Here is a 17,464-nt window from a genome sequence, read left to right as displayed (position 1 = left end):
CTGCACGCATCTGCAAGACGGGGACGGAGCCGAATGGGTTGCCCCTTAAAATCGACGAATCCGATCGAGGAGAGTGACTCGATCGCCCAGGACCGGGCTCCCGGCCCGGACGCCTCCCAGAGCATCGGACCGTCGGAAAGTGAACGCGAGGTACCGTTGAGGCAGCCTGCGCAAGACAAGTGGATCGAGGTGCCAGTGCCTGACGTCTCAGTGATCGTCATCGCCTACAACGACGCAGAGCGTCTCCCGACGGCCGTGCGATCGGTGTTGGACCAGACACTGCAGAGCGTCGAAGTCGTGATCGTCGACGACTGCAGCAAGGACCGCACCTTCGAGGTCGCCCAGGAACTGGCAGCCGCCCACCCGGAGCAGGTCCGGGCCTACCAGCTGCCCGAGAACAGCGGCGCGGGCGGTGAGCCCCGCAACGTCGGCATCGGCCACGCGCGGGGCCGGTACGTCATGTTCCTCGACAGTGACGACGTCCTGGAGCTGAACGCCTGCCGCAACATGGTCTCGGCCGCCGAGGAGACCCAGGCCGACCTGGTCTCGGGCCTCTGCGTGCGCCTCACCAAGGACAGCCGCAACGAGAAGCGCAACGAGTGGTACCCGTGGCTCTACTCGACGACCCGTACCCTCGACTCGGTCGCCGAGCTCCCCGACCTGTTCGTCTGGGACACGCTCTCCACGAACAAGTGCTACCGCCGCGACTTCCTCGTCGACAACGCGCTCCGCTTCCCCAAGGGGATGTTCTACGAGGACCTGATGTTCATCGCAGAGGCCTACCTCGCCGCGAAGAAGATCACCCTCATCCCCAACCAGGTCTACTTCTGGCACGTCTACGAGCAGGCCAAGGTCAAGTCGGTCACCAACAGCCGGCACGAGATGCGGAACTACCAGCACCGGCTGGAGATCCACCGGCGTATCGACGCGCTCCTCGACCAGCACGGCATGGCGGAGATGCGGGCGGACAAGGACGTCAAGTTCCTCAAGCACGACCTCGTCCTTCATCTGCGTGATCTGCCGTTCCGGGACGAGGCGTACCGCCGCGAGTTCGCCGAGCTCTCGCTCTCGTACCTCCAGGGACTCGACCGTGAGGCGTACGGCAGGGCCGCGAAGATCCACGCGATCTGCGCCTACCTCCTGGAGAAGGGCGACTGGGACAACCTGCTGCCCGCCGTGGACACGCTGATCCACCGCAACAAGCTCTCGTCGCCGCTCACCCAGCGCGACGGTCGTATCTACTGGTGCGACGAGCATCTCGACGACCCCTTCGGCCGCGAAGTGCTCGACGTCACGGATCTCGGCTACCACCAGAAGCCGATCAACCAGCTGTTCCTGCGCAACGAGCTCACCGAGTACACGGAGTCCGACGGCACCGCGCGGCTCGCCGGCCGGATCACCAACCCGCTGGAGATCGTCAAGCCCGGGGACACGCTCACCGCGGAGCTGGAGTTCCAGGCCCGCCGCCGCAGCCTGCAGACGTTCGTGTTCCCCATCACGACCCTGCGCCACGACGGCGACACCATCCACTGGGCGACCCAGGCCGACATCAGCTCCAAGCTGCGGCCCCTCGGCATCATCGACTCGGTGTGGGACGTCCGCGTCAACCTCAAGGTGAACGGGGTCGGCACCCAGACCCGCCTCACCGTCGAGCAGAGCGACCTGGGCAGCGGTGCGCTCCCCGTCAAGCCTCGGCTGACGCGGCTGGTGGGCGACCACATAGAGCCCCACCCCACCGCCAAGGGCCACCTCGCCTTCCGTCTCTCCACCAAGGGCGACAGCGAGCGGATCGAGGAGCTGCTCCAGCGCGGTCTGCAGGGCAAGCCCGGGCAGCTCGTCAAGTCCGGGTACCGCCGCGCCAAGGAGCTGCGCAAGACGCTCACCTCCGGCGAGACCAAGCTGCGCCTCTACCACGAGGTCTACAGCCGACTGCCCGTCAAGAAGCGGACGGTCGTCTTCGAGAGCCAGCTGGGCAAGCAGTACAGCGACAGCCCGCGCGCGATCTACGAGGAGATGCGCAGGCAGGGCCTGGACTTCCACGCCGTCTGGTCGTACGCGGGCAGCCCGAAGGACTTCCCCAAGGACGCCCAGCTGGTACGCCGCTGGTCGCTGCCCTATCTGAAGGCCCTTGCCCGCGCCGAGTTCTGGGTGGACAACCAGAGCTATCCGCTGCGTCTGGCCAAGCGTCCCGAGACGACGTACATCCAGACCTGGCACGGCTCCGCGCTCAAGAAGATGGGCTTCGACCAGCCCAACCTCAAGGCGAAGACGCGGCAGCAGCAGGAGGCCCAGCAGAAGCACCTCGACCGCTTCGACCACTTCCTGGTGCGTTCGGAGCACGATGTGCGGACCCTGGCCAAGGCCTTCCGCCTGAAGGACCAGACGCTGCTGCGGGCCGGCTACCCGCGCAACGACGTGCTGGTCGAGGCCAGGCAGCGTGAGGAGGAGGCGGGCTCCCGCGTGCGCGGACCGCTCGCCGAGAAGCTCGGGATCCCGGCGGACAAGACCGTGCTGCTGTACGCGCCGACGTTCCGCACGTCGGGCAAGGAGAGCCAGTTCGCCCTGCCCTTCGACGTGGAGCGCTTCGCCGAGGAGTTCGGCGACCGCTTCGTCCTGCTGGTGCGCGCCCACTACTTCAACCACGTGGTGCTTCCGCCCAACGTGGCGGGCAAGATCATCGACGTGTCGTCCGAGCACGACGTGATGCCGCTGATGGAGCTCGCCGACGCGCTGATCACGGACTACTCCTCCGTGATGTTCGACTACGCGCTGCTCGACCGGCCGATGCTGTTCTTCACGTACGACTACGAGAACTACGTCCACGAGGACCGCGGTACGTACTTCGACCTGCTCGAGCACGCGCCCGGCCCGGTCTTCCGGACCGAGGACGAGCTGCACGCCGCCGTGCGGAACCTCGAATCCGAGGGCCGTGAGTTCTGCGACGCCCGCAAGCGCTTCGTGGCCGAGTTCGGCGAGTACGACCAGGGCAACGCCGCACGGTCCATCGTGCAGCAGTTCTTCTCCCGGTGGAGCCGTTGATGACCGAGATGATGACCAAGACGACGACCGACGAGCAGGCCACCGCGTCCCGCGACATCATCCTCGTCTCCAACAGCGTCGACGAGCTCGGTGGAATCACCAGCTGGTCGCACCAGATGGCCCGGCTCTTCAGCGAGCGTGGGCACGCGGTGCACGTGGTCGGCGTCGTTCCCGCCCCGGAAGGACGGCGCGCCGACCTCGGTGACGACCTGCCCTACCGGACCACGACGCTGTACGACGTCCACCCGCCGTCCCTGAAGCCGCTGCGCGGCATCAAGGGCAAGCTCGACCTCGTCGAGCGCCGGCGCAGGGCCGCGCGCGCGGCCGGCATGCGCCGGGAGGCCGCCAAGCTCAGCGCGATCTTCCGCTCCGCCCGGCCGGGGTCCGTCGTCATCGTGACGCAGGTCTGGGCCATGGAGTGGGTCGCCCTCGCGGACACCGCGGGGCTGCGTGTGGTCGGCATGAGCCACGAGTCCTTCGAGACGTGCCGCAACTCGTCCCGCTTCCAGCGGGTCAAGCAGTTCTACGCCGACGTCGACCGGATGCTCGCGCTGACCCGTGAGGACGCGGACCTCTGGATCCGGCAGCGCTTCGACCATGTCGGCGCCATGCCGAACCCGCTCCCGTTCTTCCCCGAGGAGCCGTCACCGCGCTCGGCCAAGGTCGTGGTCAGCATCGGCCGTCTGCACGAGGAGAAGGGCGTCGACCTGCTCCTCGAAGCCTGGTCCGAGGTGGCGCCCAAGCACCCCGACTGGACCCTGCGCCTCTACGGCTCCGGCGAGGAGGAGGCGGCGCTGAAGAAGCAGAGCGAGCAGCTGGGGGTGACCTCCTCGGTCGAGTGGATGGGGCGTACCAGCGACGTACCCGGGGCTCTGAAGGACAGCTCGCTGTTCGCGCTGTCGTCCCGGGGCGAGGGCTTCCCGCTGGCCCTCATGGAGGCCATGGCCACGGCCGTGCCGTGTGTCGCCTTCGATGTGGCCCCCGGTGTCCGCGAGATCATCACGGACGGCGAGAACGGCCTCATCGTGCCGCCCGGCAACACCGCCGAGTTCGCCCGCAAGCTCGACCAGCTGATCTCGGACCAGGAGCTGCGCGACCGCATGGGCGACCGTGCCCGTGTCGACATCCAGCGCTACTCGACGGACGAGATCGTCGCCCGCTGGGAGAACCTCTTCACGCTGCTGGACCGCTAGGCCGGCGGACTGCTGGACCGCTAGTCCGGCGGACTGCTGGACCGCTGGTCCGGCGGGCTGCTGGACCGCTGGTCCGGCGGACGGAGACGAAGAAAGGGAGGACCGCCCGTGACGGGCGGTCCTCCCTTTTCGTGTGGCCGGGCGGCGCAGCGGTCAGACGGCCACTCCGCGGCGGGCGACCCAGCCGGCCCAGGCCGAGCTGATCATGTCGCGGACGTCGTGGCGGGCCTTCCAGCCGAGCTCCGCGGCGATACGGTCCGCGGCGGCGACGACCCGGGCCGGGTCGCCGGGGCGGCGCGGGGTGACGACGGGGGCCACCGAGTGCCCGGTGATCTCGTTGATCAGGTCGATCATCTCGCGGACGGAGACACCCTCGCCGCGACCGATGTTGACCGTCAGATCGCGCGGCTCACCGGCGTCCGCCCACTCCGCGAGCTTGCGCGCGGCGACGAGGTGGGCGTCGGCGAGGTCCTCGACGTGGATGTAGTCGCGGACGCACGTGCCGTCGGCGGTGGCGTAGTCGTCACCGAAGATCCGCGGGGCCTCGTCGGCGTCGAGCCGCTCGAAGACCATCGGGACCAGGTTGAAGACACCGGTGTCGGCCAGCTCGGGGGTCGCGGCGCCGGCCACGTTGAAGTAGCGCAGGCAGGCCGTGGAGATGCCGTGGGCCTTACCGGCGGCGCGGACCAGCCACTCGCCGACGAGCTTCGTCTCGCCGTACGGGCTCATGGGCAGGCACGGCGTGTCCTCGGTGACGAGGTCCACGTCCGGCATGCCGTACACGGCGGCCGAGGAGGAGAAGAGGAAGTTGCGCACGCCGGCGGCGGCCACCGCCTCCAGGAGCACGGTCAGGCCCTGGACGTTCTCGCGGTAGTAGTGCAGCGGCTGCTCGACGGACTCGCCGACCTGCTTCTTCGCCGCCAGGTGGACCACACCCGTGACACCGTGCTCGGCGATCGTCCGGTCCAGGGCGTCGCGGTCCAGGGTCGACCCGACCACCAGGGGGACGCCCTCCGGGATCCGCTCCGCGTACCCGGTGGACAGGTCGTCGAGGACGACGACCCGCTCACCGGCCTGCGTCATCGCGCGGACCACGTGCGAGCCGATGTACCCCGCGCCTCCGGTGATCAGAAAAGTCATTACGCCCCACATCCCTTTCGCTATGCACTGCGGGAGAGCCGACGGAGCTTGGCCCTGACCGCCCGGAGCCCGTCACGGGCGCCTGGTGCGATCCGCAACGCGAGCGAGCCGCTCGCCGTCGTGTACTGCTGCACCAGCAATACACCGTACCGGCTGCTCGGCACGACCGAGCGCCGCATGTGACCATCGGGCAGCCGTGGCGCCGTCGAGACGGATGCGCCGTCCGCGCACGTCACCTTGATCCGGATGTCCCACAGTTGGATGCCCCGGCTCCCCCGGCGGCGGCCGGACCGGGCCAGCGCGGTGAGGGCGGCCGGGACGCGGGCGGTCCAGCCGCCCTCCGCCTCGGTGAGCTCGGCCCGCTCGGTGCGGGCGGGCTCGTCCGAGCCGCGGGGCAGGAACACGACCTCGACGGTACGGGGGCCGGCCGCACGCATCCGGCCGTACAGGTCACGGACCGTGAGACGCAGCTCACCGCCCCCGTTGGCGTGCAGACCGGCGTCGACGACCACCGGGAGCTCGGCGAGGGGCAGGGTGTCCAGACCGTCCAGCTCCGCGCCGGGCAGGTCGAGCGACCAGACGGGGACGTCCTCGCTCCGCGCGTACGGCGGGAGCAGCCGGGCCGGCTCGGCGACCAGCCGGGACAGCCGGAGCAGGTCCTGCGGCTGCTTGGACGCCAGCACGAACCGGGCAGCCCAGCGGGCGGGCGCGGCCGCGGCGGCGATCTCGTTCTCCTCGAACGCCCCGATGTGGTCCCGGGTCGATGCCCACCACTCGGCCTGGTATTCGGCGCTGCGGAGCCTCAACTCGCGGGCGTACAGGCACAGATCGTGCTCGAGGAACTTGGTGCGGCAGGCGGCGGCGAGTTCGGCGCGGCCGGCTTCCGTGAAGGTCTCCACGGCCTTGCGGTGGGCGGCGATACGGGACTGCCAGTTGGCGACGCCCTCCCGGTCCAGGGAGATCGACAGCTGCGCGGCGGCGCGGCGCACATGCCACACGTACACCGTGTCGGGGATCACCGCGACGCGCGGCGCGGCGGCCAGGACGCGGGCGGTGAAGAGGAAGTCCTCGTAGATGAAGCGGCCGTCGGGGAACCGGATGCCGTGCTCGGTGAGGAAGGACCGGGCGTAGATCTTGTTGACGCAGAGCGTGTCGTGCACCAGCGGTGTGAGGTCCGCCGCGCTCTCCAGGAGGGCCGGCTCCCGGTAGAGCCCGGGCTGCCAGCGGACCTCGCGGCCGTCGGGCAGCTCGCGCCGCACACAGACACCGACCGCTACGGGGGTCCGGTGCCGCTCGGCCGCCGTGACCAGGGCCTCGGCCGCGCCCTCGGGCAGGATGTCGTCGCTGTCCAGGAACATCACGTAGGGGGCGGTGGCCGCCTGGACGCCGTCGTTGCGGGGGGTGCCGCAGCCGCCGCTGTTCTCCGTGCGGTGGACCACGCGCACCCGGGGCTCGAGCGCGGCCAGCTCGTCCAGGACCTTCGCCGTGCCGTCACTCGACGCGTCGTTGACGGCCACGACCTCCGCGACCACGGGTCCCTGGTCGAGAGCGGACCGGATCGCGTCGCCGACCAGCGCCTCGTCGTTGTAGGCGATGACCACGACACCGAGGGCGCCTTCTACCGTGGGTGGGGGGGTGCTGCTCACACCGAGGATCCTACGGGAGCGGCCGCCGTAGCCGACCGGCCGCTCCCAGGACCTGCGGGGCCCGACTGGCACGGGTCGAGGACCCGTGCCGGACGAGTTCTAGAACGGGTTGAACTCGTCGAACTCGCGCTGCGCCTCGTCCCGCTCCGCCTCGCGGTCGCGGCGGCGCTGGGCGGCCGGGCGGGGGGCCTCGAGGCGGTGGTCCTCGCCGCGGCGGCCGAGCATCTCGGCGCCGGCCATCATCGTGGGCTCCCAGTCGAAGACGACCGCGTTGTCCTCGGAGCCGATCGCGACGCCGTCGCCCGCGCGGGCGCCCGCCTTCATCAGCTCGTCCTCGACGCCGAGGCGGTTGAGGCGGTCGGCCAGGTAGCCGACGGCCTCGTCGTTGTTGAAGTCGGTCTGGCGGACCCAGCGCTCGGGCTTCTCGCCGCGCACCCGGTACACGTCCTCGGCCTCGTCGTACGTGACGGTGAAGCCAGCGTCGTCGACCGCCTTCGGGCGGAGGACGATCCGCGTCGACTCCTCCTTCGGCTTGGCCGCGCGCGCCTTGCCGACGATCTCGGCCAGCGCGAAGGACAGCTCCTTCAGACCCGTGCGGGCCACGGCCGAGGCCTCGAAGACCTGGTAGCCGCGGGCCTCCAGGTCCGGGCGGATCATGTCCGCCAGGTCCTGGCCGTCCGGGATGTCGATCTTGTTGAGGACGACGATGCGGGGGCGGTCGTCGAGGCCGCCGTACTGCTTCAGCTCCTCCTCGATGACATCGAGGTCGGTGACCGGGTCACGGTCGGACTCCAGGGTCGCCGTGTCCAGGACGTGCACGAGGACCGAGCAGCGCTCCACATGGCGCAGGAACTCGAGACCGAGACCGCGGCCCTGGCTGGCGCCCGGGATCAGGCCCGGGACGTCGGCGATCGTGTAGACGGTCGAGCCGGCGGTGACGACGCCCAGGTTCGGGACGAGGGTGGTGAAGGGGTAGTCCGCGATCTTCGGCTTGGCGGCCGACAGGACGGAGATGAGCGAGGACTTGCCCGCGCTCGGGTAGCCGACGAGCGCCACGTCGGCGACGGTCTTCAGCTCCAGGACGATGTCCCGCGCCTCGCCGGGCTCGCCGAGGAGCGCGAAGCCCGGGGCCTTGCGGCGGGCCGAGGACAGCGCGGCGTTGCCGAGGCCGCCGCGGCCACCCTGGCCGGCGATGAAGGTGGTGCCCTGCCCGACCAGGTCGGCGAGCACGTTGCCCTGCTTGTCGAGGACGACGGTGCCGTCGGGCACGGTCAGGACGAGGTCCTGGCCGTCCTTGCCGGAGCGGTTGTCGCCGGCACCGGGCTGACCGTTGGTCGCCTTGCGGTGCGGGGAGTGGTGGTATTCGAGGAGCGTGGTGATCGCCTGGTCGACGACCAGGATCACATCGCCGCCACGGCCGCCGTTGCCGCCGTCCGGGCCGCCGAGCGGCTTGAACTTCTCCCGGTGCACGGAGGCGCAGCCGTGGCCTCCGTTACCCGCGGCGACATGCAGCTCGACGCGGTCCACGAAGGTGGTCATGGTTGTGCCTCCATTTACTGGGGGTCCCCCCGGCCGAAGGCTGGGGAAGTACCGAATGTCTATCTAGTAACACGCGAAAGGCGGACCCGCTTCCCTGCCGGGAAGTGAGGTCCGCCTCCGCAAAAGAACCGATCAGGCGACCGGAACGATGTTCACGACCTTGCGGCCACGGTGGGTGCCGAACTGCACCGAACCGGCCTGCAGGGCGAACAGCGTGTCGTCGCCGCCACGGCCGACGCCCGAGCCCGGGTGGAAGTGGGTGCCGCGCTGGCGGATCAGGATCTCACCGGCGCTGACGACCTGACCGCCGAAGCGCTTCACGCCGAGCCGCTGAGCATTGGAATCGCGACCGTTCCGAGTGGACGATGCGCCCTTCTTGTGTGCCATCTCTCCTCAGTCCCTTACTTCGCAGCCGTGGGGATGCCGGTGACCTTGATCGCCGTGTACTGCTGGCGGTGGCCCTGGCGACGGCGGTAGCCGGTCTTGTTCTTGTAGCGAAGGATGTCGATCTTCGCGCCCTTGTGGTGGTCCACGACCTCGGCCGTGACCTTGATACCGGCCAGCACCCACGGGTCGCTGGTCACGGCGTCGCCGTCGACAACGAGCAGGGTCGAGAGCTCGACCGTGTCGCCAACCTTGGCAGTGGAAATCTTGTCAACCTCAACGATGTCGCCGACAGCAACCTTGTGCTGGCGACCACCGCTGCGCACGATGGCGTACACGCGGATCTCTCTCTCACTCGGGAACGGTCCCCTGATGCCAGCCGCTCACACGGGCCGAGGCCCGCGACGATCCGGAAGTGGACGAGCGGCCTCTCCCGGAAGACCGGGAGGAGGGTGCTCAGGGGGGTGGCGCGCCATACGACACGCCGACGGTCAAGGTTACGGGCCGGTGCCTCAAGGGGTCAAATTCGGTGACTTCGACCTCTGGGGCGGTGCGGGCCGTCCCCTGAGGGGCGGCCCGCACCGGCCGCGTCAGTCCTGCGCGGGGGCAGCCGTCTTCTTGGCGGCGGCCTTCTTCGCAGTCGTCTTCTTCGCCGCGGTCTTCTTGGCCGTTGCCGTCTTTTTGGTGGCGGCCTTCTTCGCGGTGGCCTTCTTGGCCGTCTTGCGGGCGGCCGTCTTCTTGGCCGGGGCGGGAGCCTCGGCCTCGGGCTCGGCCTCCGCGGCGGGCGCCTCGACGGGGGCCGGGGCCTCGACGGGAGTCGGGGACTCGACCACCACGACGGCGGCCTCCTCGGCACCCGCGGGCGAGCCGGCGGGGGCGGTCACCTTACGGACGACACGACGGCGGGCCCTCGGCGGGGCGGCCACGGGGGCCTCCTCGGCGACCGGCGCGGGCTCGACGGCCTGCGCGGGCTCGGGCTCGACGACCGGCTCCGGGGCGACCACCGGCTCGACGACGGTCTCGGCGACCGGCTCGGCGGCGGGCGGCGAACCGGCCGGGGCCGTCGCCTTGCGGGTGGCACGGCGGCGGGTACGGGGGGCCGGGGCGGCCTTCTCGACAACCGGGGCCTCGACGACCGGCGCGGGCTCGACGACCGGGGCCTCGACGACCGCCTCGGCCACCGGCTCCGGCTCCTCGACCACGATCGGCGCGGGGGCGGAGGTGACCGGCGGACCGGCCGGCGCGGACACCTTGCGGGTCGCCCGACGGCGGCCACGGCCACGCGTGGCGGCGGCCTCGGCCTCGGCGGCGCTGCTGTACAGCTCCTCGTCGGCGCGGAAGGGCTCCTCCACGGCCACCGGAGCGGCGATCTCCGCGGCCACCTCGGCCTCGGTCTCGACGGTCTCCGTCTCCTCGGCCTCCACGGCCTCGACGTGCTCGTGCTCGTGGACGTGCTCGGCGCCGCCACGGCCGCGCTTCTTCGCGCGCTTGCCGCCGCCACCGCCGCCCGGGGCGGTCGGCTGCTCCATGTGCACGATCACGCCACGCCCGTTGCAGTGGACGCAGGTCTCGGAGAAGGACTCCAGCAGACCCTGACCGACCCGCTTACGGGTCATCTGGACCAGGCCGAGCGAGGTGACCTCGGCCACCTGGTGCTTGGTCCGGTCACGGCCCAGGCACTCCAGGAGGCGGCGCAGCACCAGGTCGCGGTTGGACTCCAGGACCATGTCGATGAAGTCGATGACGACGATGCCGCCCAGGTCGCGCAGGCGGAGCTGGCGCACGATCTCCTCGGCCGCTTCGAGGTTGTTCCTCGTCACGGTCTCCTCGAGGTTGCCGCCCTGACCGGTGAACTTGCCGGTGTTGACGTCGACGACGATCATCGCCTCGGTCTTGTCGATCACCAGCGAGCCACCGCTCGGCAGCCAGACCTTGCGGTCCAGCGCCTTCATCAGCTGCTCGTCGATCCGGTACGTGGCGAAGACGTCGACCTCGCTCGTCCACTTGGACAGCCGGTCCGTCAGGTCCGGGGCGACGTGGTTCACGTACCCGTGGATGGTCTCCCACGCGTCGTCGCCGCTGACGATGACCTTCGAGAAGTCCTCGTTGAAGATGTCGCGGACGACCCGGACGGTCATGTCCGGCTCACCGTAGAGAAGGGTCGGAGCGTTGCCGCTCTTCGCCTTCTTCTGGATGTCCTCCCACTGCGCCTGCAGACGCTCGACGTCACGGCGCAGCTCGTCCTCGCTCGCGCCCTCGGCGGCGGTGCGCACGATGACGCCCGCGTCCTCGGGGACGATCTTCTTGAGGATGGTCTTCAGCCGGGCGCGCTCGGTGTCCGGGAGCTTGCGGCTGATGCCGGTCATCGAGCCCTCGGGGACGTACACGAGGTAGCGGCCCGGGAGGGAGACCTGGCTGGTCAGACGGGCGCCCTTGTGGCCGATCGGGTCCTTCGTCACCTGGACGAGGACCGACTGGCCGGACTTGAGGGCGGTCTCGATGCGGCGCGGCCCGTTGGCCATGCCGAGCGCCTCGAAGTTGACCTCACCGGCGTACAGGACGGCGTTGCGGCCCTTGCCGATGTCGACGAAGGCGGCCTCCATGGACGGCAGGACGTTCTGGACCTTGCCCAGGTAGACGTTGCCGACGTACGAGGTGGCCTGCTCCTTGTTGACGTAGTGCTCGACGAGCACGTTGTCTTCCATGACGCCGATCTGGGTGCGCTCGCCGTTCTGGCGGACGACCATGACGCGCTCGACGGCCTCACGACGGGCCAGGAACTCGGCCTCGGTGATGATCGGGACGCGGCGGCGGCCCTGCTCGCGGCCCTCGCGGCGGCGCTGCTTCTTCGCCTCCAGGCGGGTCGAGCCCTTGATGGACTGGACCTCGTCGGACGGCTCGGCCTTCTCACGGGCCGGACGGGGCTCGCGGACCTTGACGACCGTACGGACGCCGTCCTCCTCGCCCGCCTCGGACTCGGCGGTGGCGTCACCGCTGCGGCGGCGACGACGACGCCGGCGGCGCGAGCTGCTCGTGCCGGCGGCGGACGGGGTGCCGCCCTCGTACTCGTCGGACTCCTCGGCCTCCTCCTCGGACTCCTCGTCCTCGGCGCGGGCCTCCTCCGCCTCTTCGGACTCCTCGGTCTCCTCCGCCTCGGCGAGCTCGCCGCGACGACGGCGACGGCCACCACGACGGCGACGGCGGGACGGACGGTCCTCGTACTCGTCGGACTCCTCGACCTCCGCCTCGGGCTCCTCGGCCTCGACCTCGGGCTCGTCGGCGACGGTGGCCGGGACCGGCTCGACGGCGACGGGCTCGGCGACGGGCTCGCCACGACGGCGACGACGGCGACGGCCGGCGGGCTCGGGACGCTCGGCGACCTCCTCGACCGCCTCCACGGCCTCGACCGTCTCCTCTTCCTCCTCCTGCTCCACGGCCTCGGCGGCAGCGGCGGCGGCCGCGGTCTCCGGGGTCTGGAACATCGGCTCGGTGAAGACCGGGGCCTGGAAGACGGCGACGGCGGGACGCGCGGCGCGGCGGGCGCGGGGCGCCTCCTCCTCGGCCTTCGGCGCGGTGACCGGCTCGGCGGTGAACTGCGGCGCGGCGGCGCGACGGCGGGTACGGCCGCGGGTGGCGGCCTTCTCGGCGGCGACGACCTCGGGCTCGGCCTCTTCGGCGGTGATCTGCTCCACGGTCTCCTGGGGCAGGCTCTCGCCGGCCGCCGCGACGGTGACCTCGGGGGAGGTGGCCTTACGGGTGGCGCGGCGGCGGGTGCGAGCGGGCGCGGGCTCCTCGGCGGGAGCCTCCTCCACCACGGGCGCGACCTCGGCAGCGGCCTCGACGACCGGCTCCGGAGTCGTGGCCTTACGGGTGGCACGACGACGCGTACGAGCGGGCGCGGGCTCCTCGACGGGAGCCTCCTCCACCACGGGCGCGACCTCGGCAGCGGCCTCGACGACCGGCTCCGGGGTCGTGGCCTTACGGGTGGCGCGGCGGCGCGTACGAGCGGGGGCGGGCTCCTCGACGGGCTCCGGCTTGGTGGCCGGCGTCTCGACGACGACCTCGGCCACGGTGTCGGTGACCTCCGCGGCCACCGGCGGACCGGCGGGGCGGGAAGCGGCGCGGCGCCTGCGGCGCGGCGGCAGCTTGTCACCAGGTGCGTTGTTGTTCTCTTCGTGCTGTTCGAGCATGCGGGCGGTTCTCCCGTCACGCTCCCGGGCGCCGCGCCTTGTTCCGGTCCGGCGGCACGATCGCGCGAAATGCGCGGTGCCGCCGTCCGGGGCGCGGGCGCCGCACGGGAGCTGATGTCTGGCTCGCCGGTTCCGTACGCCTTTTCTACGTACGGCCTGGCGAAAGTCTCCTGGTCAGTGCGCTGCCCGACCCAGGTGGCTCCCGAGTGCCAGGGCTGCGCTACAACGACCGCTCCCTACGCGGTACCGGCACCCGGCGCCGTCGCTGAGGCGGTCGCGGCGGCCGTGGGTGGAGCGGCCGTGACTGCCTCGCGGTCGGGCGCGAGCGGGTCGGTCACCGTGCCGGACTCCTCGTCGAAGAGCCCCTGCGCCAGCCTGGTCACCGCTGCGGGGACCGGCGGCGCCAGGTCGGCCACAGCTCGGAGACCGGACAGGACGTCGTCGGGTCGCACGGCAGGTGTCACGTGCCGAACAACCAGCCGCAGTATCGCACAGGCATTGTCCAGCGGCCTATCACCCTGTGGACGAGCTGCGACGAGGTCGGCGACGGCGGAACGGGCGTCGAAGGTGCGGATGCCGTTCTTTGTCTTGCGTTGTACTTCCACGGTCTCGGCCGCCAGGAAGGCCGCGACGGCCTTCTCGGCGTCCTCGACGGTGACGCCGTCGAGCCGCAGCTCCCACACGGAGGCAGTGAGCCGGTCGGCGAGTCCCGAGGTCCGGGCCTCGACGGCATCGGTGATGTCGAGGCCGTCCGGGAGCGACTCGTCGAGCAGGGCCCGCAGCGTCTCCGGATCCCGCGCCTCGGTGAGCGCGATCTCCAGGAACTCGGCCTCGGAGCCCGTACCCGTGGGGGCGGCGTTGGCGTACGACACCTTGGGGTGCGGGGTGAATCCGGCCGAGTACGCCATGGGCACCTCGGCGCGGCGCAGCGCACGCTCGAACGCGCGCTGGAAGTCACGGTGGCTGGTGAACCGGAGGCGGCCGCGCTTGGTGTAGCGCAGTCGGATGCGCTGCACCGCCGGTGCGGGCGGCGGGCCTTCGGGCTGTCGCTTGCCCAGTGGTTCTTCTCCTCGGTGCGGGGCGGGCGCGGTGGCGCGCCGCCCACGAAATGCGGGTGGCCTCTGGGGGTCCCGACCGGCTCACCCCCGCTTTCGCAGGGAGATCTCGGGTGCGGGCGCCGCGCCGGAGGCGGTTGTTGTACTACCCAGAGTACGCGTAGAGGCCACCACCGGTTCCACAGGCTCGGTCACTCGGGGTCCACCGACCAGCGCGTGCCAGGCGTCGCGGCGGGCCTGCCGCACGGTCGCGCGGGCCGAGCGGAGCGCGCCCCGGGCGGCCCGTCCGGCCTCGACGGCCGCCCGCCTGGCCGGCGTCCAGACCTGGTCGCGGACCCAGTGCCCGACGGGGGTGCAGACGGAGCGATAGAACCAGGTCACCGGCCGGCCGACCAGATTCCAGGCCATCCACTTGAGTGCCCGGCCGACGGCCCGGGAGATGTACCCGGCGACCCGCCAGCAGACCCGGAACGCGTCGGCGATCTCCCGGCCGAGGGGAACGAGGACGCGCCGCCAGAGCCATCCGAGGGGGATGACGATCCCGTACCGGACGACGGGCACGACGACATACCGCCAGAGGGCGACCCACGGCCACACGAACAGGGCCTTGCCGAGCCGAACGAGGGCGTGTCCGAGCGGGGTGAGCACGGCCCGGTACAGCCAGGCGGCCGGGATGGCGATCCCGTACCGCCAGAGGCCGACGGCCAGGAAGGCGAGGCCCTTGCCGAGCGGGGCGAGGATCCACCGGTACACCCAGGCGGCCGGGACGCCGATCCCGTACCGGCCGAACGGCGCGAGCACATACCGCCAGAGGGCGACCCACGGCCACACGAACAGCGCCGTGCCCACCCCGCGGAGCAGCCATGCGAGCCCGTGGCCCAGCGGAGTGAGGATCTGCCGGTACAGCCATGCGGCGGGGATCACGAACCCGTACCGGGCCACCGGCACCATCACGTACCGCCACAGGGCGACCCACGGCCACACGAACAGCGCCTTGCCCACCCAGAGCGCGACCGTCGCCACCCCACGGAACAGCGGGGCGAGCAGCTGGGTGCCGATCCAGCCGAGCGCCCGGACGAGCGGGCGCAGCAGCACCCGTTCGACGGCGCGCGCGCAGACCACCAGCACGTCCCACACCATCCGGACGGGGACGACGACCACCAGCACCACGATCCGTACCGGAATCCGGACGAACGCCGTCAGGCAGCCCTCCGGCTCGGGCGGACGGGGCTGCGCCTTCTCCATGCTCATGCCGGGAATGACGCAACGGCCCGGTGGAGGGTTTCCCCTCGCACCGGGCCGTCGCCGGAGTGTTACCGGAATGGGCTGGTCAGCGGGCTACTTGACGACCGTCAGCGGCAGCAGCTTCTTGCCCGTGGGACCGATCTGGATGTGGGTGTCCATCTGCGGGCAGACACCGCAGTCGAAGCACGGCGTCCAGCGGCAGTCCTCGACCTCGGTCTCGTCCAGCGCGTCCTGCCAGTCCTCCCAGAGCCAGTCCTTGTCCAGACCGGAGTCCAGGTGGTCCCAGGGCAGGACCTCCTCGTAGGTGCGCTCGCGCGTCGTGTACCAGTCGACGTCGACGCCCATGGACGGCAGCGTCTTCTCCGCGCACTGCATCCAGCGGTCGTACGAGAAGTACTCGCGCCAGCCGTCGAAGCGGCCGCCGTCCTCGTAGACCGCGCGGATGACAGCGCCGACGCGGCGGTCGCCGCGGGAGAGCAGGCCCTCGACGATGCCGGGCTTGCCGTCGTGGTAGCGGAAGCCGATCGAGCGGCCGTACTTCTTGTCGCCGCGGATCTTGTCCCGGAGCTTCTCCAGGCGGGCGTCCGTCTCCTCGGCGGAGAGCTGCGGGGCCCACTGGAACGGCGTGTGCGGCTTGGGCACGAAGCCGCCGATGGAGACCGTGCAGCGGATGTCGTTCTGGCCGGAGACCTTGCGGCCCTCGGCGATGACCTTGACGGCCATGTCACCGATCTGGAGGACGTCCTCGTCCGTCTCGGTCGGCAGGCCGCACATGAAGTACAGCTTCACCTGGCGCCAGCCGTTGCCGTACGCCGTGGAGACGGTCCGGATCAGGTCCTCCTCCGAGACCATCTTGTTGATGACCTTGCGCATGCGCTCGGAGCCGCCCTCGGGGGCGAAGGTGAGACCGGAGCGACGGCCGTTGCGGGTCAGCTCGTTGGCGAGGTCCACGTTGAAGGCGTCGACGCGGGTCGAGGGGAGGGACAGACCGATCTTGTCCTCCTCGTACCGGTCGGCGAGGCCCTTCGCGATGTCACCGATCTCGGTGTGGTCCGCGGAGGACAGCGAGAGGAGGCCGACCTCCTCGAAGCCGGTCGCCTTGAGACCCTTCTCCACCATCTCGCCGATGCCGGTGATGCTTCGCTCCCGCACGGGGCGCGTGATCATGCCGGCCTGGCAGAAGCGGCAGCCGCGGGTGCAGCCGCGGAAGATCTCGACGGACATCCGCTCGTGGACCGTCTCGGCGAGCGGGACCAGCGGCTGCTTGGGGTAGGGCCACTCGTCGAGGTCCATGACGGTGTGCTTGGACACGCGCCACGGCACGCCGGAGCGGTTGGGCACGACACGGGCGATCCGGCCGTCCGGCAGGTACTCGACGTCGTAGAAGCCCGGGATGTAGACCGAGCCGGTCTTGGCGAGGCGGAGGAGGACCTCCTCACGCCCGCCGGGGCGGCCCTCGGCCTTCCAGGCGCGGATGATCTCGGTCATGTCGAGGACGGCCTGCTCGCCGTCGCCGATGATCGCCGCGTCGATGAAGTCCGCGATCGGCTCGGGGTTGAAGGCCGCGTGGCCGCCGGCGAGCACGATCGGGTGATCGACGGTGCGGTCCTTCGACTCCAGCGGGATGCCCGCCAGATCGAGGGCCGTGAGCATGTTGGTGTAGCCGAGCTCGGTGGAGAAGCTCAGGCCGAAGACGTCGAACGCGCCGACGGGGCGGTGGCTGTCCACGGTGAACTGCGGAACGCCGTGCTCCCGCATCAGCTCTTCGAGGTCCGGCCACACGCTGTACGTGCGCTCGGCGAGGACGCCCTCGCGCTCGTTCAGTACCTCGTAGAGGATCATGACGCCCTGGTTGGGCAGGCCGACCTCGTACGCGTCCGGGTACATCAGTGCCCAGCGGACGTCGGCGGACTCCCACGGCTTGACCGTGGAGTTCAGCTCTCCACCGACGTACTGAATCGGCTTCTGCACGTGCGGGAGCAGAGCTTCGAGCTGCGGGAAGACAGACTCGGCAGCAGACATCTCGAACCTTC

Annotated in this window: 11 protein-coding genes; 2 read left to right on the top strand and 9 right to left on the bottom strand. The window is 70.8% G+C overall.

Annotated elements, in window-relative coordinates:
* Positions 1-195: 195 nt before the first annotated feature.
* Positions 196-3,039: a bifunctional glycosyltransferase family 2 protein/CDP-glycerol:glycerophosphate glycerophosphotransferase gene (locus ABZ939_RS02650; RefSeq protein ID WP_361848160.1), complete on the top strand. Its 2,844-nt coding sequence runs from the start codon at positions 196-198 to the stop codon at positions 3,037-3,039.
* Complete coding sequence (locus tag ABZ939_RS02645) at positions 3,039-4,232, top strand: glycosyltransferase (protein WP_361848157.1); 1,194 nt, start codon at positions 3,039-3,041, stop codon at positions 4,230-4,232. The genes ABZ939_RS02650 and ABZ939_RS02645 overlap by 1 nt, the downstream gene beginning before the upstream one ends.
* Positions 4,233-4,385: 153 nt before the next feature.
* Here the strand turns inward: ABZ939_RS02645 and galE are convergent, their stop codons facing one another.
* The 9 genes from galE to ABZ939_RS02600 form a co-directional block, all read right to left on the bottom strand.
* The gene (gene galE / locus ABZ939_RS02640; RefSeq protein ID WP_361848154.1) at positions 4,386-5,372 is read right to left on the bottom strand and encodes a UDP-glucose 4-epimerase GalE; all 987 of its coding nucleotides are present in this window, start codon (positions 5,370-5,372) and stop codon (positions 4,386-4,388) included.
* A 20-nt stretch (positions 5,373-5,392) separates the two neighbouring features.
* Positions 5,393-7,018 carry a glycosyltransferase family 2 protein gene (locus ABZ939_RS02635; protein ID WP_361848151.1) on the bottom strand — a complete coding sequence of 542 codons (1,626 nt, stop codon included), beginning with the start codon at positions 7,016-7,018 and terminating at the stop codon, positions 5,393-5,395.
* 99 nt (positions 7,019-7,117) lie between these two features.
* A complete protein-coding gene (obgE, locus tag ABZ939_RS02630; RefSeq protein ID WP_361848148.1) occupies positions 7,118-8,557 on the bottom strand; it encodes a GTPase ObgE in 1,440 nt (479 codons plus the stop codon).
* A gap of 132 nt (positions 8,558-8,689) precedes the next feature.
* Positions 8,690-8,944, bottom strand: coding sequence for a 50S ribosomal protein L27 (gene rpmA / locus ABZ939_RS02625; RefSeq protein ID WP_073914109.1), 255 nt, complete (start codon positions 8,942-8,944; stop codon positions 8,690-8,692).
* Between the two features lie 14 nt (positions 8,945-8,958).
* Entirely contained in the window at positions 8,959-9,279 is a 321-nt protein-coding gene (gene rplU, locus ABZ939_RS02620) for a 50S ribosomal protein L21 (RefSeq protein ID WP_114036861.1), read from the bottom strand.
* A 252-nt stretch (positions 9,280-9,531) separates the two neighbouring features.
* Positions 9,532-13,131, bottom strand: a complete 3,600-nt coding sequence (locus ABZ939_RS02615) for an Rne/Rng family ribonuclease (RefSeq protein ID WP_361848144.1) — start codon at positions 13,129-13,131, stop codon at positions 9,532-9,534.
* A 236-nt stretch (positions 13,132-13,367) separates the two neighbouring features.
* Entirely contained in the window at positions 13,368-14,147 is a 780-nt protein-coding gene (locus tag ABZ939_RS02610; protein WP_361848141.1) for a TIGR03936 family radical SAM-associated protein, read from the bottom strand.
* Between the two features lie 123 nt (positions 14,148-14,270).
* Positions 14,271-15,437 carry a hypothetical protein gene (locus tag ABZ939_RS02605; protein WP_361848138.1) on the bottom strand — a complete coding sequence of 389 codons (1,167 nt, stop codon included), beginning with the start codon at positions 15,435-15,437 and terminating at the stop codon, positions 14,271-14,273.
* 87 nt (positions 15,438-15,524) lie between these two features.
* Positions 15,525-17,453 carry a TIGR03960 family B12-binding radical SAM protein gene (locus ABZ939_RS02600; protein ID WP_361848135.1) on the bottom strand — a complete coding sequence of 643 codons (1,929 nt, stop codon included), beginning with the start codon at positions 17,451-17,453 and terminating at the stop codon, positions 15,525-15,527.
* Positions 17,454-17,464: the final 11 nt, after the last annotated feature.

The sequence above is a fragment of the Streptomyces sp. NPDC046712 genome (genome assembly GCF_040645695.1).
In the GTDB taxonomy this organism is placed as follows: domain Bacteria; phylum Actinomycetota; class Actinomycetes; order Streptomycetales; family Streptomycetaceae; genus Streptomyces.
Note: the sequence above shows the minus strand (reverse complement) of the source record. Positions and strands in the feature narration are given on the sequence as shown.